Below are 19,105 nucleotides of genomic sequence, written 5' to 3' on the forward strand. Positions count from 1 at the left end.
CTCACCAGGCAGCACGATACAACGGCCACCCAGTGAGGCAAGGCCCCTCAACCCTGTTGTTGCGCCATCAGCTCGTCAAACGACACTGCCTTTTCGACTACCTTGGCTTTGCCGAGCACGAATTCGGTCACGTTGTTTTCAATCACAACGGCTTCGACTTCGGCCAGACGCTGGCGGTCACCGAAGTACCAGCGCACCACGTCTTCGGGCTTCTCGTAGCTGGCGGCCAGTTCGTCGATGTGTGCCTTGAGCTGCTCAGGCTTGGCCTGAAGCTCATTGGCACGCACCAGCTCGGCCAGCACCAGGCCCAGGCGCACGCGGCGCTCGGCTTGGGGACGGAACACGTCTTCAGGGATTTCTGCCTTGTCGGCGTCCTTGATGCCACGTTGCTTGAGCTCTGCACGGGCGCCTTCGAGCAGGCGGGCGATTTCAGCCTGCACGCTGGAATTGGGCAGATCCAGCTCGGCCTTGGACACCAGGGCGTCCATCACGGCTTGCTTGTTGCGGGCCAGCAGGCGGAACTTGACTTCGCGCTCCAGGTTCTTCTTGATGTCAGCGCGCAGGCCATCCACGGAACCATCGGCAATGCCGAGCGACTTGGCCAGGGCATCGTTCACTTCAGGCAGGTGGGCTGCTTCGATCTTCTTGATCGTGACGAGGAAATCGGCTGTCTTGCCAGCCACATCCTTACCATGGTATTCAGCAGGGAATGCCAGAGGGAAGGTCTTGCTTTCGCCGGACTTCATGCCACGCACGGCATCTTCGAACTCCTTGAGCATCTGGCCTTCGCCGACCAGGAACTGAAAGTCTTCAGCCTTACCACCGTCAAAGGGTTCGCCGTCGATCTTGCCTTCAAAGTCCACGGTCACGCGATCACCGTCTTGCGCAGCAGCGTCAAGGGCGCGCTGGGCAAAGCTGCGACGCTGCTTGCGCAGAATGTCGATGGTCTTGTCGATGGCGGCATCGGTCACTTCGGCCGACAGCTTCTCGACTTCAGCGTCAGACAGATCAGCGATCTTGACTTCGGGGAACACTTCGAAGATGGCATCGAAGGTCACTTGGCCTTCGGGGGCGCCGTCCTTTTCGGTGATGCGGGGTTGACCAGCAACGCGCAGGTTGGCTTCGTTGGCGGCCACAGCAAAGGCTTCACCGACCTTGTCGTTGAGCACCTCGTACTGCACCGAGTAGCCATAGCGCTGGGCCACCACGTTCATGGGCACCTTGCCAGGACGGAAACCGTCCATCTTGACCGTGCGAGCCAGGCGCTTCAGGCGCGTGTCGACTTCGGACTGAATCAGGGTAACGGGCACGCTCAACGTGATCTTGCGTTCGAGCTTTTCAAGGGTTTCAACAGTAACGGCCATGGCTATTCCTCTTATGAATGTGGATCGTGCTGGCTGCAGCGCAGCAGCGCCGTGTTCCGCAAAGTCTCACATGGGTGGTGCGCGGGGGGGACTCGAACCCCCACACCATTGCTGGCGTCAGGACCTAAATCCGAATGAACCAAACGCGCACGAATTAAATTTTCATAGGGAAAACCGAAAAAAACGGACTGATTTTTTCGAATTTCCCAAACTATTTCCCAAACTCGAGCAGAATCCCAAACAGGCCCCTACCCGCGTAGAGAGGCAACGCCTCCCTCTGGGGAACTCGGCATTCTAACTGACCAGACTTTTCAGGTAAGGCAGAACCCATGGCAAACATCTCCAACCGCTCCCCCTGGCAAGTCAAGCTGGCCGGTCAGAAGGAGCAGAGGTTCCGCCTCAAATCCAAGGCCTTGGAGTACCTGGCAAGCCAGGGACACCCCGATCCAGCCAAGTTCCCCAGGAACGCCTTAAAGCAACTGGAAACGGCTTTTGAGGTCCAGATCAAACTGACGGACAAGGATGGCAACGTCGTCACCCGCAGCGCTACGCACGACACACTGGACCAAGCAAAGGCATGGGCCAAGGAGCAAGAGGACCAAATCAAGAGCATCCGCACGAAGCACGGCGGGTTCATCGCTGGGTACGAGACCATCACGATCGAGCAAGCACTCAAACGGTTCCACGCGGAGCACTACGCGGGCAAACGCTCGTTCAAGGAAGTGAGCTACCGCGTCACACATCTGTCCGAATGGCTTGGGAAGAACACTTTGCTGCGCGATCTGACCAAAAAGGACTTCATGCGGCTGCGGGATCAACTGCTGGAAAAGAAATACTCGGCCTCCTCCGTGCGCAACTACTTCACGGTCCTGACCTCCCTGTATTCCCGTGCGGCCAATGAGTGGCTGTACCCAGTGGACAACCCGCCCAGCGGGATTTCGCTTCCTAAGCCTCAGAACAATATCCAACGCTCATGGATGGGCAACGAGTACGAGCGTCTGATGGCATCGCTCGAAGAACACTCCCCTTGGATGGTGCCCATCGTGAAACTGGCGCTGGCCATGGCTTTCCGCCGTGGGGAAATTGTCCAGAGTGCCAAGGACAAGAAGACCGGGGAGCAATCGGGCGGCATGCGCTGGGAGGATGTGGACTGGGACAACAACGTTCTGAGACTTCCCCGAGAAAAGAACGATCACACCAAGAGCGTGACCCAGTCCCTCGGGCGTTCGGTCCCCCTGACCCCCGAAATGCAAGACATCCTGCGGCCCCTCTACGAGGCCAGCGAAACGAAGTCAGGATTGATTTTTACGAACACCATCAACTCGGTAACAGGCGCGTTCACCATCGCCTGCGCCAAGGCCAAACCACCGATCACCGACCTGACCTTCCATTCGCTGCGCAAGATCGCGACTAAGAACCTGTCGAAGAAGGTCAACAACCCGATGGAGCTGAGCCGCCTTACGGGCCACAAGAGCCTGGACGTCTTGAACCGGAGATATTTCGATGTGCAGGTGGAAGAGCTGTACGCCCTACTCGTTGAAAACTCAGGCACGATTCGGCATCGAGGCATCAGCGCGCTGACCAAAGTGCTGGGGCTGCCAGATGCGAAGAAGTTCATCGAGGAGGTTCGCAAACTTCCCTCCGTGGAGGATGCCTTTCGGTGACCACACGCTAACGCTCCGCTTCCGATCAGCCTCAGCTGATCAAGGAGTAGGTCTCTCAGGCGTTGTAGTCGAGGTTGGCATCAATCGCCTCGGCATGTAATTCCACACTCAACGCAATAAGGGGCCTCGGTGGAACTTCCAGGCCAGCGCAGAATTTCAACATGCCCGGTTCCGCGTCGAAGTCTTGATCGGTGAGGGTTAGCACGAAGGGCGCTTCCTTCCATTGCGGCCAATTTTTGAGTTTTGTGGCCCGTAACGGTGGGACATGAAAGTCGTGACGGCCATATATGTTGACGCGGGTGGACTCATGCTCCGTCTCATACTCCCAAAAGCCAGCCAAAACATCGCCGCCCACTACCAACGACCAAGTCTGATCAGCTTTGAAATTCACAGCAGCGAGGTTGCCTTGGAACCGCGCGATGGATCGATCAGAGTGGGAAATAACGTTGCCGAGCCATTTTTGAAGAGTTGTTTCAAGGTCTCCTGCAAGAGCCACTTCGTCAGGGGATCTGGAAGCCCGACTTGAACTTGGTGCGAAGGGCGTGCACATGAACAGTTCAAACCCGTTCGAGTCGCACAAGTTGCAGCTCCCACCCCCGAAAAGACCGTACAGCGCCTCCTCCTGCTCCTCCGTATGCACTAACCCAAGCACGTCACGGATGCCTTTGAGTAGTCGCCCGATCTCAGATAGACGCCCCGTCCTCCTCGCAATCGCAGGCCAAACCCCGGTGGGGGTTTGCGCCTCAGACAGCCTCGCCCGAAACAAGAATTGCGAAAGATAAGACTCACTGCCATCTTCATCTGTACAGGGCCTCACAATCAACTCCACGATTAGGGCATCGACTTCCTTCGGGGAAGGCTGACACAACACAGACACCTCACACCCCCACTGGCCCTCGAAGGCTTTCAACCATTGGCTACCCATGGTTGACTTGTAAAGCGCGTTTTGGATGTCATCGACCAATTGGGACTTGTCTACCTGGTCATTGATCTGGCTTTGGTTTTTTTGATTCATCATTAAGTTCTCCTATTTGTCCAACCAGATTCGCAAACCGATCCCCGATCTGTCAAGTGGGTACCCCGAAGCCAGTATTCATGCGGGTTTGCAAGTCATCATCGGTGTGGCTGACGCCTGTCACCCCCCGAAAATCCTGAGCATGACCCCGATCCCAAGGCTGCTGAGACACCTGTGATGTGTTCCTGCCCATGGAACTCCACTGCTCGAAGGGCCTGTCGTACCAGGCTGGGCATAAGGTGCTGATGGACTTCAACTCAGTGGGCGTGAACTGGTCCACCAACTCATCCCACCAAGCCCTCTGCCAGCCTTGGGGACATCCAGCCAAGCGATTGATGTCCGCTTGGAAGGTTTGCCAGGTGTACGTGCTCCCCAGTCGTTGACAGCACGAACGGCGGTACTCGAAGTCCGCTAACTGTTGGGGCGTCAACACCTGCTCAACAGCCCATCTCGCTTGCAATTCAAGCTGCTGAAATGTCGATAAGGCTTTGGCCGCTTGTGCGTGGTTGGGCTCACGGACTGTGCCGATCAGCGCATCCCGCACCAGCTCTTCAAAGAACGCTCTTCGCAACGGAGGTACAGCGCGCAGAGCATCTGCCAGACGATGTGGCCTGCGTTTGGCCGCGAAGACCAAATCTTTAATCAGCAACGATTCGATCAGCGATTCGTTGGTGATGGGCTCTGGCAACTCCTTGCCTTGCGTCATGCGCTGCAAGCGCTTGCGCAGGATTTCTGGGGTGAAGGGTCTGTCAATCGCGGTTGCCAGGCGTTGACAGGCTGCGACGATGTCGATTTCCGATCCGGTGAGATGAGACAGCTCGGGAAACGACACCAGCACCTCACGGAATGTTGCAGATGGCACTTTGAGCGCTGTCGCTTGAACGTCGGTGACCGATGGGGTTGCACGCTGCCGGAATTCAGGCAGCCTAGATTGGGCCTGCTCGATCAGGGCCTCCAATGCCCCAACGAACTGGGGCTTGTTCTTGCTCACCCATTCCTTCACGCTGAACGCGGCCCGAACAACGTGGGGTGGATCGGCAGCGTCCAAGCAGTCAGGCAGGCGTTGGGGTGCACGGCTCACTACCCACATCAGTTCTTTGGCCAGTAGTTCCGCCAAGGGGTTTTCTTGGCTCTTGCGAATGCGCTGGTACTGCCCCAGAAAAACTGACCAGGACCAAGATCGACCCAGCGTCTCACGCCATCGGGTCAATACGTTGAACGCTGTTTCTGCGTCAGGCCATGCGAGCAACAGTTGACGGCGTGCACCTGCGTCAGACTGGTCGAACAGTGCGGCATCGTCCAATGCTTCTGAACGCAACGCCAGTGGGTGTGTGCGTGCAGGTTGCGCACCTTGATCTTCGGGGGCGAACCCTTCCCACGAACCAATGTGTCGCACCATCTGGACGCCACAAACACCAGCACGCAAGTGCACATGGGCACGTCGTTGGCGCTCCAATCCTCGGCGGTGGTTTCGCTCCTGAACCTTCTTGTTGCGCGCGATCACCTCCTCACGCTTTTGAGCATATTGGGGGTTTGTCTGCTCCACATGAGCGGGGCCAACATGGGCTGTGGCCTCTCTTTGCAGGCCCAGTTCGGCAAAAGACTTGTGCGTGACCCGCTCTGATCGTCCTGCCCGTCGCAAAGCTGCGTTGCAGTGGTCTGCCCAAGATTTACGCCAGCCATATAGGACCTTGAACGTGTCGAGGGCGCGGTTCTTGGGGCCGAATCCGTCAGCGGTCCAATGCCGGGTCGTACACATCATGTGGACATGCGGGTTGCCTGGCTTGTTGTGGATCGCGTAAGTCACCAGCACCCCATGCGGCGTGAGTTGGTCTCGAATGAAGTTTTCAATCAGCCGAACCCAGGCCTCTGGGGAGGTTTCATCAGCAATCTCCTTTGGGAGGGCGCATTCAAATTCCCGAAAGATGGCAGCGTCTTTGCGCTTCTCAGACTGGTGAACGTGCTGCCAAAGGTCTTGCGGATTGTCTTTCCAAGCAGGACCAAAGCCGGGTGTGATGGTTGCGTTGTGGATGACCTCACGGCTTTTGGACGTGCTGTCATAGATGTGCTGGGTGACTGGATCGACGATTCGCGATCCCGTGCGGTAGGCCAGTGCGCGCAGCGCGTGGAGCTTCTTGTTCTTTGCACGCGAGTGCATCTTGACGGTGAGGTGGTAGATGCTCATAGCGCACCGCCGAACACTGGGAGGGTGGCACCGGACCGATGAAGCTGGCGACCTCGACAGCGAGGTTTCCGATGTATGTGCGGGCGACCTCGACCGTGGAAGTTGAAGTCTCGACCCCCGAAGGGTGGCGCACCAAAGCGTTGTCCCGAAGGGGCAATGCATAAGTGCGCTTGGACAAGTCCCGTGACCGGGAGGTATGGCAATGAATGGGGCATGGAATGGGTCTCCTTGCCATCCAAGGTGCCAGAAGCTGCTCAAAATTGCAGCAATAAACGGGGGCTGACCGCCCGGATCTGGGCTGAACGGTCGTGCGCGTTTGGCTCGTGGTCGAATCGACGTCGTTTAGTGGGCGAAACGGTGTCGAATCGTGGAGCAGACGGCAACCTATCGTCGGTGGATCGCCGGGGATGGGTTGCGAGGTGTGGGTGATTGTCGAAACGACGTCGTTTGGTAGTTGAAACGTTGCTGCGTCGTTGCTGTTTGGATCACGTCGTCACTTGCGCGTCGCACCACCACGCAGTCAAATACGCTGGCCGGAAGGACGCTGTGGACAAGCTGGCTGCCAAGATCATCAAGGGTGGCTCTGGCGTGTGGGGCCCGGTGCCCAGGCCCGCCAATGCGCAAGTGAATGACGCCGAAGCGAAGAAGCTGGCTGCCTGGGTGTTGAACCAGAAATAGCCCAGGGCTTCGCTCATAAAAAAACCCGCTGGAATCCAGCGGGTTTTTTATGCCGATGGCGCCATGGGCGTGGCCTTACTTGCCGGCAATGGAACGGATGAACGCCAACGTTTCACATCCGATCAAATCCAGGTCGTTGTCCAGCGTCGCCACATGGTAAGAATGGTCAAGCCAACGGAAATCGATCCGGCTGCTCCCCAGCCTACGCACGATTCGAGGGCCGTTGCTCGGATCGACGACGTGGTCCTCACGCGCCTGGATCACGAGGGCCGGGCACTTGATGCGAGGCAACAGATCGTGCGTCACGGCCACAAGGCCATAGACCTGCCGGAACGCGAGCACCGGCACTTCGGGATACGCCAGCTCGGTCACGCCGGGCGCCTTGATGTCGGAGCCAATGCCCGGTACGGTAGCCGGCAGCCCGGTGGCCAGAGCGAGTCCAGCCATGTCGGCGGAGTTGAGCTGCACCACGCCGTTGATGGGCACGGTGCCTCTGATGACGTCAGGATGCATGGCAGCCATGTACAGCGACAAGGTGCCTCCCATGGAGAGCCCCACCATGTAGATTTGTGAACAGGTCTTGCGCAGGCTGGTCAGTGCCTCCTCCACGGAAGCGATCCAGTCACTAGCTGTGGTGCGAGCCATGGCAGCCGGAGACACGCCGTGACCGGCCAGACGCGGCCCTATTACGGTGTAGCCAGCCTTGGCGATCTGTTCACCCAGGGGACGCATGCTCTGCGTGGTGCCAGTGAAGCCGTGGCATACCAACACGCCGACGTCGTTGCCGGCAAAGAAGAAGGGCTCGGCTCCAGACAGGATGGGTTCGTCACTCATGTGTTTTCCTTGTGGTCAAAAAGAAGCGGGGAAATTCATCGATTCTTCAGGCTGTAGGCCAATGCGGCGACCGCAATGATCGCGCCTTGCAACATCAGGCGCCCGGGTTCGCCCAGGCCCAGGCTGGTCAGGAAGTTGAACAGAAAGGTAAGCATGAAAGCCGCTACCGCCGGGCCTGCCATGCCGCCTTTGCTGCGCCCAAAGGTCACCCCTCCCAGGATGGCTGCGGCCAACGAGTTGAGCGCGAGATCCTGGCCCAGCGTGATGCTGCCCTTTCCGACGAAACCGACCAGGATGAACCCGCAGGCGACCGAGATCAACGCCGAAATCACATGACCGGCAAACACCACGCGCAGGTGCGGCAGGCCGGACAACGCAGCGGCTTGCGGGTTGCTCCCCACCGCATCCAGAGTGCGTCCGAACACGGTGCTTCGGAGCAAGAGCACCGCCGGCACCAGCGCGACCAGCCAGAGCAACACGGAAACGGGCCACCCATATACCCGCTGGCGCACCAGTTCGACCAAGAACTCGGGTGCATCCCCCGGGGCGCGAAACTGCGAGAGCGCCACCACGCAGCCCGTCAGGATCATCGACATGGCCAGCGTGACGATCATGGAAGACGCCCGCGTCCCGACGATCAATGCACCGTTGAGCAAACCGACCACCAGACCGAACAGAACGCACAGGCCTGCAGCCGCGGAGGACGACATCGGAAAGTAGCCACTGGTGAGCAGATAGGCAACCGCCACGATGACGCCGCCCGAGGACAGGTCGATGGAACGTGCCCGCATCACGAGCGACTGCCCGATCACCGCGAGCCCCAGTGGCGCCGCCTGGCGCGCGATCAAGGGCAGCAGCATGGCCGAAATAAGCTGTGGTCGCATCACCGCAGCGAGCAGCAGAAGGATCAACAGGGCAGCATAAGCCGGTGGCAGATCGCCCACCCACCGAAGCACCTTGCGCCAGGGCGCCGCTGGTGGCGTCGATGCAGAAAACACCGCACTCACAGGCCCACCACCTTTCTTCTCTGCGAGCACACGGCCAGCAACAACAACAATCCCGTCACCGCACCGCGCAGGAACGGCGAGATGCCGAACAGGTTGATGCCGTTGGTAATGAGGCCCAGGCTCAAAGCGCCAATGACAACGCCCAGGATGCTGCCCACGCCTCCGGTCAACTGCACTCCACCCAGCGCGACGGCAGCAACGGATTCAAGGCCAAACGCGGCCCCCATCGTGGGATCACCTGCGGAGACCCGAGCGGTCAGATAAATGCCGGCCACCACCGCCAGCAAGCTGCACAACACATAGGCGGCAACGACGACTGTTCGCGATTGCACGCCATTGAGATGGGCACTTCGGGCCTGTGCCCCCACGGCAAAGATGTGCAGGCCCAGACGAGAGCGATGCAGCAATACATACACTGCCAGCATGCACGCGGCGCACCACAGCAGAGGCAGCGGCACGCCCGCAGCGGTGCCGTTGACAAGCTGGCCGAGTGCGGGTGCCACTTGACCGCCTGGAATGGGCAATACCAGATATGCTAACCCCTGCAGGAACGTCATGGTCGCGAGCGTCATGATCAACGGATGAATGCCCGCGATGGCAATGCCCAGACCGTTGACCAGACCAACGCAGAGGCCCATCAAGAGCGCCAGCACGGTGCCGGTGAAGGGGTCCGCTTGGGTGGCGATCAGGCATCCCGCCAGGCTCATGACACTGCCGACAGAGAGGTCGATGCCAGCCACCAACGCCACCAGCATCTGCCCGAGCGTGACGATCAGGAGTGCGGTAATCTGGCCAGTGACATTGGTGAGGTTCTGTGCGGCCAGAAAGTTGGAGGCAGCCAGAGAAAGAAAGACGATCAGCAGCACGGGCAGTGCGAGCGTCATGCGGCCTATGCCGGTCCTAAACGTGTTCATGCGTGCGATGCCTCCTGCATCTCTTGTCTGACAGCGACAGGTTGGATCAGCGCGAGCGCCAGCAACTGCTCTTCGGTGGCATTCGCCGCAGGAACATCTCCTGCAATCTGTCCGCCGCTGACCATAAGAATCCGGTCACAAAGACCGATGAGTTCAAGCAGATCGGAAGACAGCGCGAGCACGGCACCTCCCTGCTTGGCGAAATCTCGCAGCAATCCATAGATCTCGGCCTTGGCCCCAACGTCCACGCCGCGAGTGGGCTGTTCGACAAGCAAGGTGTCCACACCCGCGCAGAGCCATCGCCCGATCATCACTTTCTGCTGATTGCCGCCAGAAAGATCGCCCACGTTCTGATCAAGCCCCCGCGACCGCAACTGCATGCGCTCAGCCAGACCGATCACGACCTCGCGCGAACGCGGCGCGCCGCGAATCAGTCCCAGACCTCGCAGCAGGCCCAGTCCGATGTTGTCCGAGATCGGCAGGTCCAGATAAAGTCCTTCCTGCTTGCGGTCTTCGGGTACAAGGCCTATGCCCCGCCCCACTGCCCTGAGGGCTCCTTCGCGCGGATCGTACCGTTGCTCTTGCCCTTGCCGATCCCGGCGGACGACGTCGCTCCCGGCAGGGCGGATCACCCCGGCCAGAGCCCGCACTATTTCGCGCTGGCCCTGACCTTCCAGGCCACCCAGCCCAACGATCTCTCCTCTGCGCAGCGCGAAGGCGACAGGCGTGGCGCCGGGTGCGATCGTCAGCGCACGCACTTCGAGTGCAGCCAAACCTACATCAGCTGCCTCGGCGCGCGGAGGAAACAGCGCCAGCAAAGGACGTCCCACCATGAGGGCAATCAACCGATCGTGGCTCAAAGCCTCGATGGGCTCGGTCGTCACAAGACGACCATCCTTGAGCACGGTCACCGTATCGCACAACCGGAAAATTTCATCCAGGCGATGGCTGATATAGAAGACCAGCTTGCCCTGAGTCTTGAGCGACCTCAGCAAGGTCTCGAGCTTGTCGACCTCCGCGCGATTCAGCGGTGCCGTTGGCTCATCGAAGATGAACACCTGCGCATCGGTGCTCACACCTTTTGCGATTTCCACCAATTGCTGTTCGCCAACCGTGAGACTGCCACCTGCACGCAGCGGATCCAGCGAGATGCCGATCCGGGTCAGCACCGCGCGGGCCTCAGTCAACATGCCCGAGCGGTCCAGCAGACCCGCACGAGACCGCTCCCGACCCAACAACAGGTTTTCAGCCACGGTCAGGTTGGGGAGTACCGTCAGTTCCTGGAACACCGTGGAAATGCCGGCTGCGCGCGCTGCCGCCGGATCGCGCAGCGACATCGCTCGCCCGTTCATCAGAATTTCGCCTTCGTCGGGTTGGTGAACCCCTGCGAGCAGTTTCATCAACGTCGATTTGCCGGCGCCGTTTTCGCCTGTGATGGCATGGATGGATCCCGCTTTTCCCACAAGATCCACGTCCTGCAGCGCCACCGTTGAACCAAACCGTTTGCCTATGCGGCGCACGGCGATGAGATCGGCCCCCCCGAGGGAGACCGCTTGAAGATCGGTCATCAGAAACTCGGCCTCTCAACGACGGAACAGTTCCTTGAGCGTGGGTTCCGGCAGCGTGGAGGGCAGCCAGTAAGCGTCGTTGAGGTCCGGCCGGTAGAACTTATCCAGGTCGGCCTGCGTGATGGCGGGCGGCGACGAGAAATAGGAGCGGTACAACGGCTTGCCGTCCAGCAAGGCTGCGGCAGCGCGAACCATGGCGGCGCCCAGCCCGGGGGTGAATTGCGGCGCGACACTCTTCACACCGGTGGCTTTCCACACGCGCAAGAAACCGTTGTTGCCTTCACCCGTCATGGGGACGAGCGGCTTGCCGGTCTCCTTGAACACATCGATGCAGGCGCGCGTCATTTCGGCACCGGAGAACCAGATGCCGTCGACCTTGTCGCCAGAAAGCACCAGGTTTTCGCAGAGCTGCTTGCTCTTCGCGTAATTCCAGTCGCCGAAGACCTCCTTCGTCACTTTCATCGACGAGCCCTCGATGGACTTGCGGAACCCGTTGTAGCGCAACGTCTCCTCTTCCACACCAGCAACACCGCGAAACGCCCACACATTCCCCTTGCCATCGAGTTCCTTGCGCAAATACTCACCACCCTGACGGCCGAAGACCTCGCCCGCACCCACCAACTCGACGGTCGAATTCATCGCTTTGCCAAACGCACCGAACACTACCACCGGGATGCCCGTCTTCGCCGCCTTCTCCACCAAGGGTGCACCGATCGCCGAAGAAATAGGGCCTACGATCAGCACATCTACCTTTTTGGTCAGAAGGTCTTCCACGTCGGCCACTTGCTTGGCCGCTTGCCAGTTGGCTTCGACAAAAATGAACTCGCCGATGTTCTTGTCCTGCGCGGCGGCATGGCGCATTTCCTGGATCATCTGCACGATCCATGTGTTGCCCACGCCACCAAAGGACACGCCTACGCGCCAAGGGCCGGCCTTCTTGAACTGGCCGGGCTTGGTCTGTTCTTTCGACGTGGGCGTGAGCAGGTTGTTGGGCAACAACTCCACATCTGCCGCCAACGCAGGTGCACACAAGGCCACGGTGGTCGCCAGAACACCGATCCAGCGAAGGCCACGGAATTTGAGGTGAGACATGAAAGCTCCAGAAGATAACGACGGGGGGGCTTGTCCGAACCGCTCTTGGCCAGACAAGTTCGTTTTTGTTCGTTTCCATCGACGCCACGCCATCCAAATCGGGATGACTTATCTTTCGCGCTTCATACTGATGGCGCGCCTTGGGGAACAGCAGCCGGATAGGCTTTTGGACCGAAGCGAACGTCTTTCCGACGTTCACTCCGCTTGCTGAAACGATCAATACGCACGGATTGTTTGATTGAATCTGTATTTTTATGATCAAGGTTTTCCCTATATATGATCATTTATTTTCGTTTTACCACCTGACTACTTTCGTTTCGCACCAGTTCACACTCTCCGTGGAAAAACAAAAAAGCCGCCTGGGGCTGATGCCCGGCGGCAACGGATACGCAGGCCTCGCCAGAGCGAGACCTACCGTCAGTTGTTCTCTGCCAACGGCAGATGACTTCTTACCCCTGCTGGGACACGGTCACAAGGGAGATAAGAAACTGGCACAACTGCTGACGCTGCTTGTTCACGAATATTTCGACAGGGAGCTGGTGGATCAGGCCAATGCCTTGAAGGTACTGACGGTGCTGTGCGCGTTACCGAATCCCCAGTCCAGAGCCCATGTTCGATTCTTGACCATGGGCGTGAATTTTGAGTGGGATCGGGAAGCGTTTACGCAGGATTTTGCGGGTGCCACCTGGAAAGTCGTCGCGCCCCTGATCCGCCACTTTGCGAGCCAAGAGAAAGAGCTTGCAGAGCTGGATGACCAAGCGGTGCTGCTGCCTTCGTTGGCGCTGATCGTCAAACGATTGCGGGACATGAAGGCTCTCCAACTCGGGACTTTGAATGAGCGGCAGGTCAAGTTCTTGCGAGCACTGGCCAAGTACAAAGCACCTTGACGAATAGCGGGCAGCCAGGCTTACAAACCCCCAGCATTCCTTGGCTCGTACGTCTCTCCCCTATTCCATTGAGACGTCTTACCCCAGTGCATGCGATCCGTCGTACCCCCGGTGATGACCCGACGCCGTTCCAGCGGCGGAGTGGTCTTCACCACTCACCATAGACCTGTCTTAAACAGGTCTTGGATGAGTCTTAGATCAGGGCTTCGACCGCCTCGGAAGCCGCACCCCCATTGGGTTCCGCCTCATGGTCAGGTTCCGTTACAACGCCCATGGTGTCCGTCGCAACGCCGGGGGTCTCCGTCACAACGTCTGCGGTTGGCGTCACAACGTCTTCATCGGGACTACCCACGAACCGGGGTTTGCGCACCCGTACCATCCGATCAGCATCATTGAGCCAGCATGTCCAACCTGGCAAACCAGCGATGGCGTGAACCGCCTCCTTCAACGTCCTGATGCGGCTTTTCTTGGCCGATGATGAGCATTCCTCCGTGCCCCAGACATGCGGCAACAGGGTTTCCAGCTTGATTTTGCGGACTTCCCCAGTGAACGCCCATGCGGATAGCCAGGCATGCAGACGCCGTGCCGGTTTTGACTGCAACAAGCGTTGTTCACGCATGTTGATCCAGTTCACACCGCTTCGGGATACACAGCCTGCCGACAGTTCAGGGTTGAGGAATACGAAGACACGGGCAGGCGCCTCCCCCGTGAGCACCGCTGATAACAGCGTGTATGAGCAAGTCCCCCAGTGGCTGCCGCTGCCTGGGTAGTACAGCGATGCCTCACACGTTGTTCGGAGCAACCTGCGCACGCTGTTGCGCACAACCTCGGTATTCGGCCCCGTAGCGGTCATTCCAATGCCCCGCGCAAGTGATGGGATCGTGACTTCCACGCCCACCAAGACAGAAGGTGTACTGAGATCAGCAAGGTTGCTGGCAATCGCTTTTTCAGCCTTCACAGCCTGGTACTTGATATGCCTGAGTGCGGTGGCGAAATCCTCAGGGTGCTGTGCTGGGAAAAACGTATGTCTGTGTTCGCCAGGTGTCCCAGCCAACTGACACAGGTGGTACAGGACCAATTGGTCAGTGATGTCCAATGCCTGCTCTGACGTCCAAACGCAGTCCACAAGCGTCTTGCACGCCCCTCCCCGGATCGCGGTGTTTGCTGCCTGAATTCCGGCAGCACGGGTGCCGTGTTGGATGGGCCGAAACAGGCCGTCTGTCATGACGTACAAGGGATGCACGGGGGCATGGTCCATGTAGTCGATCACGGGTTCGACCTGTCCGTTTGCGCCCAACCGTGGCTTGGGCGATGGTTTCAATGAGGGCTGCTTTGCTCTGGCCCCCGCTGGCGTTTTTCTATTCTGCTGCATGTGATTTTTCCTGATCGAGGCTCGCACCGATGTGCCCAGCCGCAACCTGGGCGCACGTCGGCTCGAACTCTGGTGAATCACATGCGCTGGGGTGTTGTCGGTGTCTTTCTTGGACAGTTGTGACGACATCACGGAATCATTTCCGGGGGCTAGGGAAACCACGTTAGCAAGCGCACCCTCGTTTGCGCAAGTGGGGTACGGCATCCCGTGCCACGGACATTCGGACAGGATCATGGGCCGCATTGATGCTGCCTGGCTGCCCTTGACAAACGGTCTGAAATTCGTAGACTGATAGGCATATGCACAGTGATACCCACTTCCTCAATCACACCTCCACGGATCGCTCGATCCAGTGCATACGTTCGCGTTAAGCGGACGAATCTCCTCCCTCCGTTTCGTCCGCGTCCATAGGCACGCATCAAGGGTTTGGTGCGCGCCGAGGGTTTGACTTTTCAAACCGGAACGCGACATGTCTCACACTCCTAGCGCCTCTTCTGCGGCCTCCAAGCAGAAACCATCCACGACGGCAAAAACCGTCACGACGTACCCCCTCGATCCTTGCGTCGAGTTGTTCCCGGCAATGAACTCGGACGAGTTCAACGCCCTGAAACAGAGCATTCAACGCAACGGCCAATCCGAACCCATCTTGCTCTTCGGGGGCAAAGTGGTCGATGGCCGCCATCGCCTCAAAGCCTGCGAGGAACTGGGCATCGAACCCAAGGTCCAGACGCTGAGCGTCAAGAACTACGAGCAGGCCAAATCGATGGCCTTCGCACGCAACATCAACCGCAGAAACCTGGCCACAGGACAACGGGCTTTGATGGCGGCTGCGTTGTGCACTCGCAAACCAGGTCAGGCCAAGTTTTCAGCAGCGACGGAACCGCCACTGTCTCAAGCCCAAGCGGCTGACCTGTTTGCCGTGAGCCGCGATTCGGTTCAACGGGCTGTAAAGGTGTACTGCGACGGCAGCAAGGAGCTGAACCGGCAACTGGCGTCGGGCGAGACCACTCTGAACGAGGCGTACGTCGAAGTTACCGGGTCCAAGCGCATCAAGGACTCTGTACTTCTTCAAGCAGCCAAGTTGGTTGCGCGACACAAGGAACAAGAGAGCGCGAAATCTCGCCTGGCACGACTGAACCGTCAAGCCCTTCTGAGCCAGGAGAATGCGGCACTGCCCACGGGCAAGAAGTATTCCCTCTTGCTGGCAGACCCTCCATGGAACTACGGCATGTCCAACGACCGCTCTGCGTCCCGGATGCTGCCGCACAACCATTACCCCACCATGAGTACGGATGACATCTGTGCGATGGACGTGCAGTCTTGCGTGACGAAGGACGCCATGTTGTACCTGTGGTGCCCCGCATCCTTGCTTCCAGAAGGCTTGCGCGTCATGGAGTCCTGGGGTTTTGAGTATCTGACCAACTGGGTATGGCACAAGAACGGCGGCAAGCTCACGTGTGCGGGCGGCGTTGCAGTGGCACACCATGAATTGCTGCTCGTCGGCAAACGTGGTCAAGGCCTGACGATTGTCGGCAACGATGCTCGCGAGTCATCGGTGTTTGCTGCACCTGTGACACAGCACAGCGCCAAACCAGCACTGGTGCATGAACGCCTGGAACGCCTGTACCCCTCCGTTGTAAACCGCATGGAGCTTTTCGCCCGCAATGCGCGTAGCGACTGGGATGCCTGGGGCAACCAGAGCCAGCAATCGACGGCAGTTGTGCCAGTCGTGCAAACCACCTTGCAAACGGGAGCCAACGATGCGGCTTTTGCACACGCTGCCTGAATTCGGCAGGGTCGTGCGGCACTTCATCGTGTACGGCGCCTGCACCAAGCGAATACAGCACGGTCGCTGACAGCGGCCTAACCGGGCTATGACGCGCGTGAAAGCGCAGTCGTGATCCGGCTTTTTTACCAAGCCTTTCTGCACTGATGTGCAAACGCGCAAGAGCGCGGGGCTACTCGTTCTCGCTTGGCAGATCAACGATCTGTTTGCAAACCCACTTACCAAGGATTCAACCTATGAAACATTCTCAACTAAACGAAACCGATTTCGACTTCCCGTATCTCGAGGACGAAGTCAAAAACCCCATCAAGCTTCTCGAAAAAACGACGAGTTCGAATGCTGAACCTAAGTTCGATGAACTTGGGTGGCCTTTCCTCTGCGTCTCTCGAAGGGCGCAGTTCGCTGCATCTATCAAGACCAGCTGCGAAAGCTCGCAGGCGTGGCGGCAATGGAGAGCCGACTTCCAGCGGAAATGGCGCTGTCGGGTATGGCTCGTCCACGATGGCTCCACTGGCTATGCGCCCATCACTACATCCCTGCTGATCGCACCGCAAGTCGATTCACGCCACCTACCGTTCCAACAGGCGACTTTCTTGGTTGAACTACCTGGTGTTCTCGACGTAGGCGGAGTGATTGCATCGCTGCACGAACGACAGGACCGGCTGACGAAAATTGGTCGTATGTTTCGCCTCACTTATCCTGGTGGCATCGTTCAATGCGGCGAGCAGGCTATGGCTTTGGGTGAATTGTTCTCGCAATGGTCCGGCCACCTCAGAGACCAGACGGGCGTCATGCTGCTCAAATGCTATGTACTTGAAGACGCGGCTTACTGGGCTTACCGTAGTGGTGAGGGGACCTTGGTAAACACTCCACTCGAATGCTATCTGAGGCCTGCCATCAAGGAAATTCGGCGGCAACGACGGTCACTTCGTGCTTCACGTATCAGGCAACTCGGTCCCACAATTGCGTTCGCGAAGTCTGCTACGAATCGCAAGACTTGGACTGCCTCATTAGGAACGTTGCCAATCAGCGGAGAGTGGCGTTACGACATGATTGAAGGGCGCACCGGAGTACACCTGACAGGTCAGTTCACCATTTATGTGGCGCCCATTTCAACCTCTCAACCGATGGAGGACTGGTGTAGTTGGACCTACCGCTACCCCGTTCGGTTGAGTGCGGAAGAGCTGGGTGTTGCTCAATCCATGTTGGATTGTTTCGCCTCATTGGGCACGCCTTTGGCGCGCTTCGTGACGTCAACAATCCCAATGGTTCAACTGCCGTCCAACATTTTCACGTCTGGTTATCTGGTGCGTAGGGCTCTTCCACGACGACGTAAAGCAAAAAAGAAATGAACGGCTGACGGGCTGTAAAGCCTCTCAGCTTCCAGCGCAACCGTTCACCGCTCGTCAGCGGTTGACGCCCCATAAATGGTTGCGTGACCCCAAGCTCGTTTGTTAGCTTGGGCTATGACACCATACACACACCTGATCTCAACGCGCGGCTCTATCCCGCGCCCGCATGAGCAATCCCCGCATCCCCCCACATTTTTCGAGGGGGTCGCATGCTAGGACTTCTGCTTCACCTTCTCACCGAATCAGCCGCGCCCCCTGTTGAGAGGCGCTACCAGTACGTTCGGGCCATTCACCGGCAGACGTTGACGGCGCTGGTGCGTGCACGACAAGACCCCAGAACCCATCCTCGGATGCTGATAGCGCTGGAACGCGCTGCCGACGATTTCGAGGAGGAGTTGCGTCGCCTAGAACCCTTGCGGCTTCACCGCCGACCAGGTTCGTCTGACCCCGTACATCACGAATCGGAGTGCAGAGGGGGTAGCCTATGAGTGCATTGAGCTACCACGTGCAGCACATGCCGGACGCTGCGTTTTGGCAGGCGCTGGCTGATCATCCCAAGCCGCATGGTCAATACCCATGTCCGTTGACGCTGGGGTCGCGCATCGCTTTTGTTTTCGCACCTTTCAACACCCAGGAAGGCTATGCGGATTTCGGGAATCCGAAGAGGGGCATGCACTTGATGGTGCCATCCACCCCTGCCCCCATCACGTCCATTGGGTATTTGTTCGGGCCACCCACAGGCATGAGTCGCCGGATGTTCGTGGCCTTCTTCTATCGTTTCAACGAAGCAGTGCTCGCAGAGTGCAGCCCGATCGTGATGCTGCACAAGCCACTGGGACTGCGCTTGCCAAGCGGTGCGGTGTACACCGATTTCAGTGTGTCATCAGCGGTTCTCAAAGGGGATGACGCGCCCATCAACCTTCTGTATGCCAGCCCCTCAAACCCGGATTTGAGCCTGGTGATCAGGGAAGAAGCGGACCTCGCGGGCAAGTCGAATCTGAACATTCAGTTGCGGGTGCCGATGCTGGCCTCCATGACAGTCAACCCACCAGCGCAAGCACCATTGCCGATTTGAGGGGGCAGGATGACTTCGACAACCAATCCCCAAATGTTCGACCCCATGCCAGCCCTGGTCTGGAACCTCGTTTGCCGCATGTTGGGTCCTATCTACACCGAAGCTCAACCCCATTCCGTCTCGGTCTTCGACTGGTCACAAGCGGTGTGGGATCAAGCGCTGGACATTGCGCGAGAACACAAGCCACTGCCCCAGGTACGACCCCCTCGCAATCGCGGACTGCTCGACAAACCGCAGCCCTCACCGCACTCCCCTGATGTTGGAGCGTTCGAGCTATGAGCACGTTCACTCCGTTTTTCTTTCCCCTCCCAC

14 protein-coding genes and 1 pseudogene are annotated in these 19,105 nt (G+C 58.6%); 6 read left to right on the forward strand and 9 right to left on the reverse strand.

Going from position 1 to position 19,105, the window contains the following annotated elements; translation table 11 throughout:
• Nucleotides 1–47: 47 nt before the first annotated feature.
• A complete protein-coding gene (gene tig, locus CLU85_RS15325; protein WP_100411013.1) occupies nt 48–1,364 on the reverse strand; it encodes a trigger factor in 1,317 nt (438 codons plus the stop codon).
• Between the two features lie 329 nt (nt 1,365–1,693).
• Between tig and CLU85_RS15330 the strand changes: the two genes are divergently transcribed.
• Nucleotides 1,694–3,028 carry a tyrosine-type recombinase/integrase gene (locus CLU85_RS15330; protein WP_100411014.1) on the forward strand — a complete coding sequence of 445 codons (1,335 nt, stop codon included), beginning with the start codon at nt 1,694–1,696 and terminating at the stop codon, nt 3,026–3,028.
• A 55-nt stretch (nt 3,029–3,083) separates the two neighbouring features.
• Here the strand turns inward: CLU85_RS15330 and CLU85_RS15335 are convergent, their stop codons facing one another.
• A complete protein-coding gene (locus tag CLU85_RS15335; RefSeq protein ID WP_157803971.1) occupies nt 3,084–4,043 on the reverse strand; it encodes a hypothetical protein in 960 nt (319 codons plus the stop codon).
• Between the two features lie 52 nt (nt 4,044–4,095).
• Nucleotides 4,096–6,228, reverse strand: a complete 2,133-nt coding sequence (locus CLU85_RS15340) for a MobA/MobL family protein (protein ID WP_157803972.1) — start codon at nt 6,226–6,228, stop codon at nt 4,096–4,098.
• 516 nt (nt 6,229–6,744) lie between these two features.
• On the opposite strand from CLU85_RS15340, the pseudogene CLU85_RS15345 reads away from it, so the two are divergent.
• Nucleotides 6,745–6,906, forward strand: a pseudogene (locus CLU85_RS15345) (cytochrome C'); the annotation flags it as partial.
• A gap of 75 nt (nt 6,907–6,981) precedes the next feature.
• Here the strand turns inward: CLU85_RS15345 and CLU85_RS15350 are convergent.
• The 5 genes from CLU85_RS15350 to CLU85_RS15370 are packed head-to-tail and all read right to left on the reverse strand — an operon-like array spanning nt 6,982 to nt 12,321.
• The gene (locus CLU85_RS15350) at nt 6,982–7,740 is read right to left on the reverse strand and encodes a carboxylesterase (protein ID WP_100411017.1); all 759 of its coding nucleotides are present in this window, start codon (nt 7,738–7,740) and stop codon (nt 6,982–6,984) included.
• Nucleotides 7,741–7,775: 35 nt separating this feature from the next.
• A complete protein-coding gene (locus CLU85_RS15355; protein WP_100411018.1) occupies nt 7,776–8,747 on the reverse strand; it encodes an ABC transporter permease in 972 nt (323 codons plus the stop codon).
• The gene (locus CLU85_RS15360; protein WP_157803974.1) at nt 8,744–9,613 is read right to left on the reverse strand and encodes an ABC transporter permease; all 870 of its coding nucleotides are present in this window, start codon (nt 9,611–9,613) and stop codon (nt 8,744–8,746) included. Before CLU85_RS15360 ends, CLU85_RS15355 begins: the two co-directional genes overlap by 4 nt.
• A 44-nt stretch (nt 9,614–9,657) precedes the next feature.
• Nucleotides 9,658–11,229, reverse strand: coding sequence for a sugar ABC transporter ATP-binding protein (locus CLU85_RS15365; protein ID WP_100411020.1), 1,572 nt, complete (start codon nt 11,227–11,229; stop codon nt 9,658–9,660).
• 15 nt (nt 11,230–11,244) lie between these two features.
• Complete coding sequence (locus CLU85_RS15370; protein ID WP_157803975.1) at nt 11,245–12,321, reverse strand: ABC transporter substrate-binding protein; 1,077 nt, start codon at nt 12,319–12,321, stop codon at nt 11,245–11,247.
• A 254-nt stretch (nt 12,322–12,575) separates the two neighbouring features.
• Here CLU85_RS15370 and CLU85_RS15375 point away from each other — a divergent pair, with 254 nt between their 5' ends.
• Nucleotides 12,576–13,208, forward strand: a complete 633-nt coding sequence (locus CLU85_RS15375; protein ID WP_100411022.1) for a hypothetical protein — start codon at nt 12,576–12,578, stop codon at nt 13,206–13,208.
• A 193-nt stretch (nt 13,209–13,401) separates the two neighbouring features.
• On the opposite strand, the gene repC is transcribed toward CLU85_RS15375, so the two are convergent.
• A complete protein-coding gene (gene repC, locus CLU85_RS15380; RefSeq protein ID WP_232727836.1) occupies nt 13,402–14,709 on the reverse strand; it encodes a replication protein C, IncQ-type in 1,308 nt (435 codons plus the stop codon).
• 340 nt (nt 14,710–15,049) lie between these two features.
• Here repC and CLU85_RS15385 point away from each other — a divergent pair, with 340 nt between their 5' ends.
• From CLU85_RS15385 to CLU85_RS15395, 3 genes are all read left to right on the forward strand, one after another.
• On the forward strand, nt 15,050–16,366 hold the full coding sequence (locus CLU85_RS15385) for an MT-A70 family methyltransferase (RefSeq protein WP_100411024.1): 1,317 nt from the start codon (nt 15,050–15,052) through the stop codon (nt 16,364–16,366).
• Between the two features lie 236 nt (nt 16,367–16,602).
• Nucleotides 16,603–17,718, forward strand: a complete 1,116-nt coding sequence (locus CLU85_RS15390; protein WP_100411025.1) for a hypothetical protein — start codon at nt 16,603–16,605, stop codon at nt 17,716–17,718.
• A 484-nt stretch (nt 17,719–18,202) separates the two neighbouring features.
• On the forward strand, nt 18,203–18,793 hold the full coding sequence (locus CLU85_RS15395) for a hypothetical protein (protein WP_100411026.1): 591 nt from the start codon (nt 18,203–18,205) through the stop codon (nt 18,791–18,793).
• The last annotated feature ends 312 nt before the right edge of the window (nt 18,794–19,105 follow it).

This window comes from Acidovorax sp. 69 (assembly GCF_002797445.1).
Classification (GTDB): domain Bacteria; phylum Pseudomonadota; class Gammaproteobacteria; order Burkholderiales; family Burkholderiaceae_C; genus Acidovorax.

What these genes read in the sequence shown, in the direction of transcription:
- tig (WP_100411013.1), bottom strand. Translation starts at nt 1,364, where the DNA reads ATGGCCGTTACTGTTGAAACCCTTGAAAAGCTCGAACGCAAGATCACG.
- CLU85_RS15330 (WP_100411014.1), top strand. Translation starts at nt 1,694, where the DNA reads ATGGCAAACATCTCCAACCGCTCCCCCTGGCAAGTCAAGCTGGCCGGT.
- CLU85_RS15335 (WP_157803971.1), bottom strand. Translation starts at nt 4,043, where the DNA reads ATGAATCAAAAAAACCAAAGCCAGATCAATGACCAGGTAGACAAGTCC.
- CLU85_RS15340 (WP_157803972.1), bottom strand. Translation starts at nt 6,228, where the DNA reads ATGAGCATCTACCACCTCACCGTCAAGATGCACTCGCGTGCAAAGAAC.
- CLU85_RS15350 (WP_100411017.1), bottom strand. Translation starts at nt 7,740, where the DNA reads ATGAGTGACGAACCCATCCTGTCTGGAGCCGAGCCCTTCTTCTTTGCC.
- CLU85_RS15365 (WP_100411020.1), bottom strand. Translation starts at nt 11,229, where the DNA reads ATGACCGATCTTCAAGCGGTCTCCCTCGGGGGGGCCGATCTCATCGCC.
- CLU85_RS15370 (WP_157803975.1), bottom strand. Translation starts at nt 12,321, where the DNA reads ATGTCTCACCTCAAATTCCGTGGCCTTCGCTGGATCGGTGTTCTGGCG.
- CLU85_RS15375 (WP_100411022.1), top strand. Translation starts at nt 12,576, where the DNA reads ATGATCAAGGTTTTCCCTATATATGATCATTTATTTTCGTTTTACCAC.
- repC (WP_232727836.1), bottom strand. Translation starts at nt 14,709, where the DNA reads ATGTCGTCACAACTGTCCAAGAAAGACACCGACAACACCCCAGCGCAT.
- CLU85_RS15385 (WP_100411024.1), top strand. Translation starts at nt 15,050, where the DNA reads ATGTCTCACACTCCTAGCGCCTCTTCTGCGGCCTCCAAGCAGAAACCA.
- CLU85_RS15390 (WP_100411025.1), top strand. Translation starts at nt 16,603, where the DNA reads ATGAAACATTCTCAACTAAACGAAACCGATTTCGACTTCCCGTATCTC.
- CLU85_RS15395 (WP_100411026.1), top strand. Translation starts at nt 18,203, where the DNA reads ATGAGTGCATTGAGCTACCACGTGCAGCACATGCCGGACGCTGCGTTT.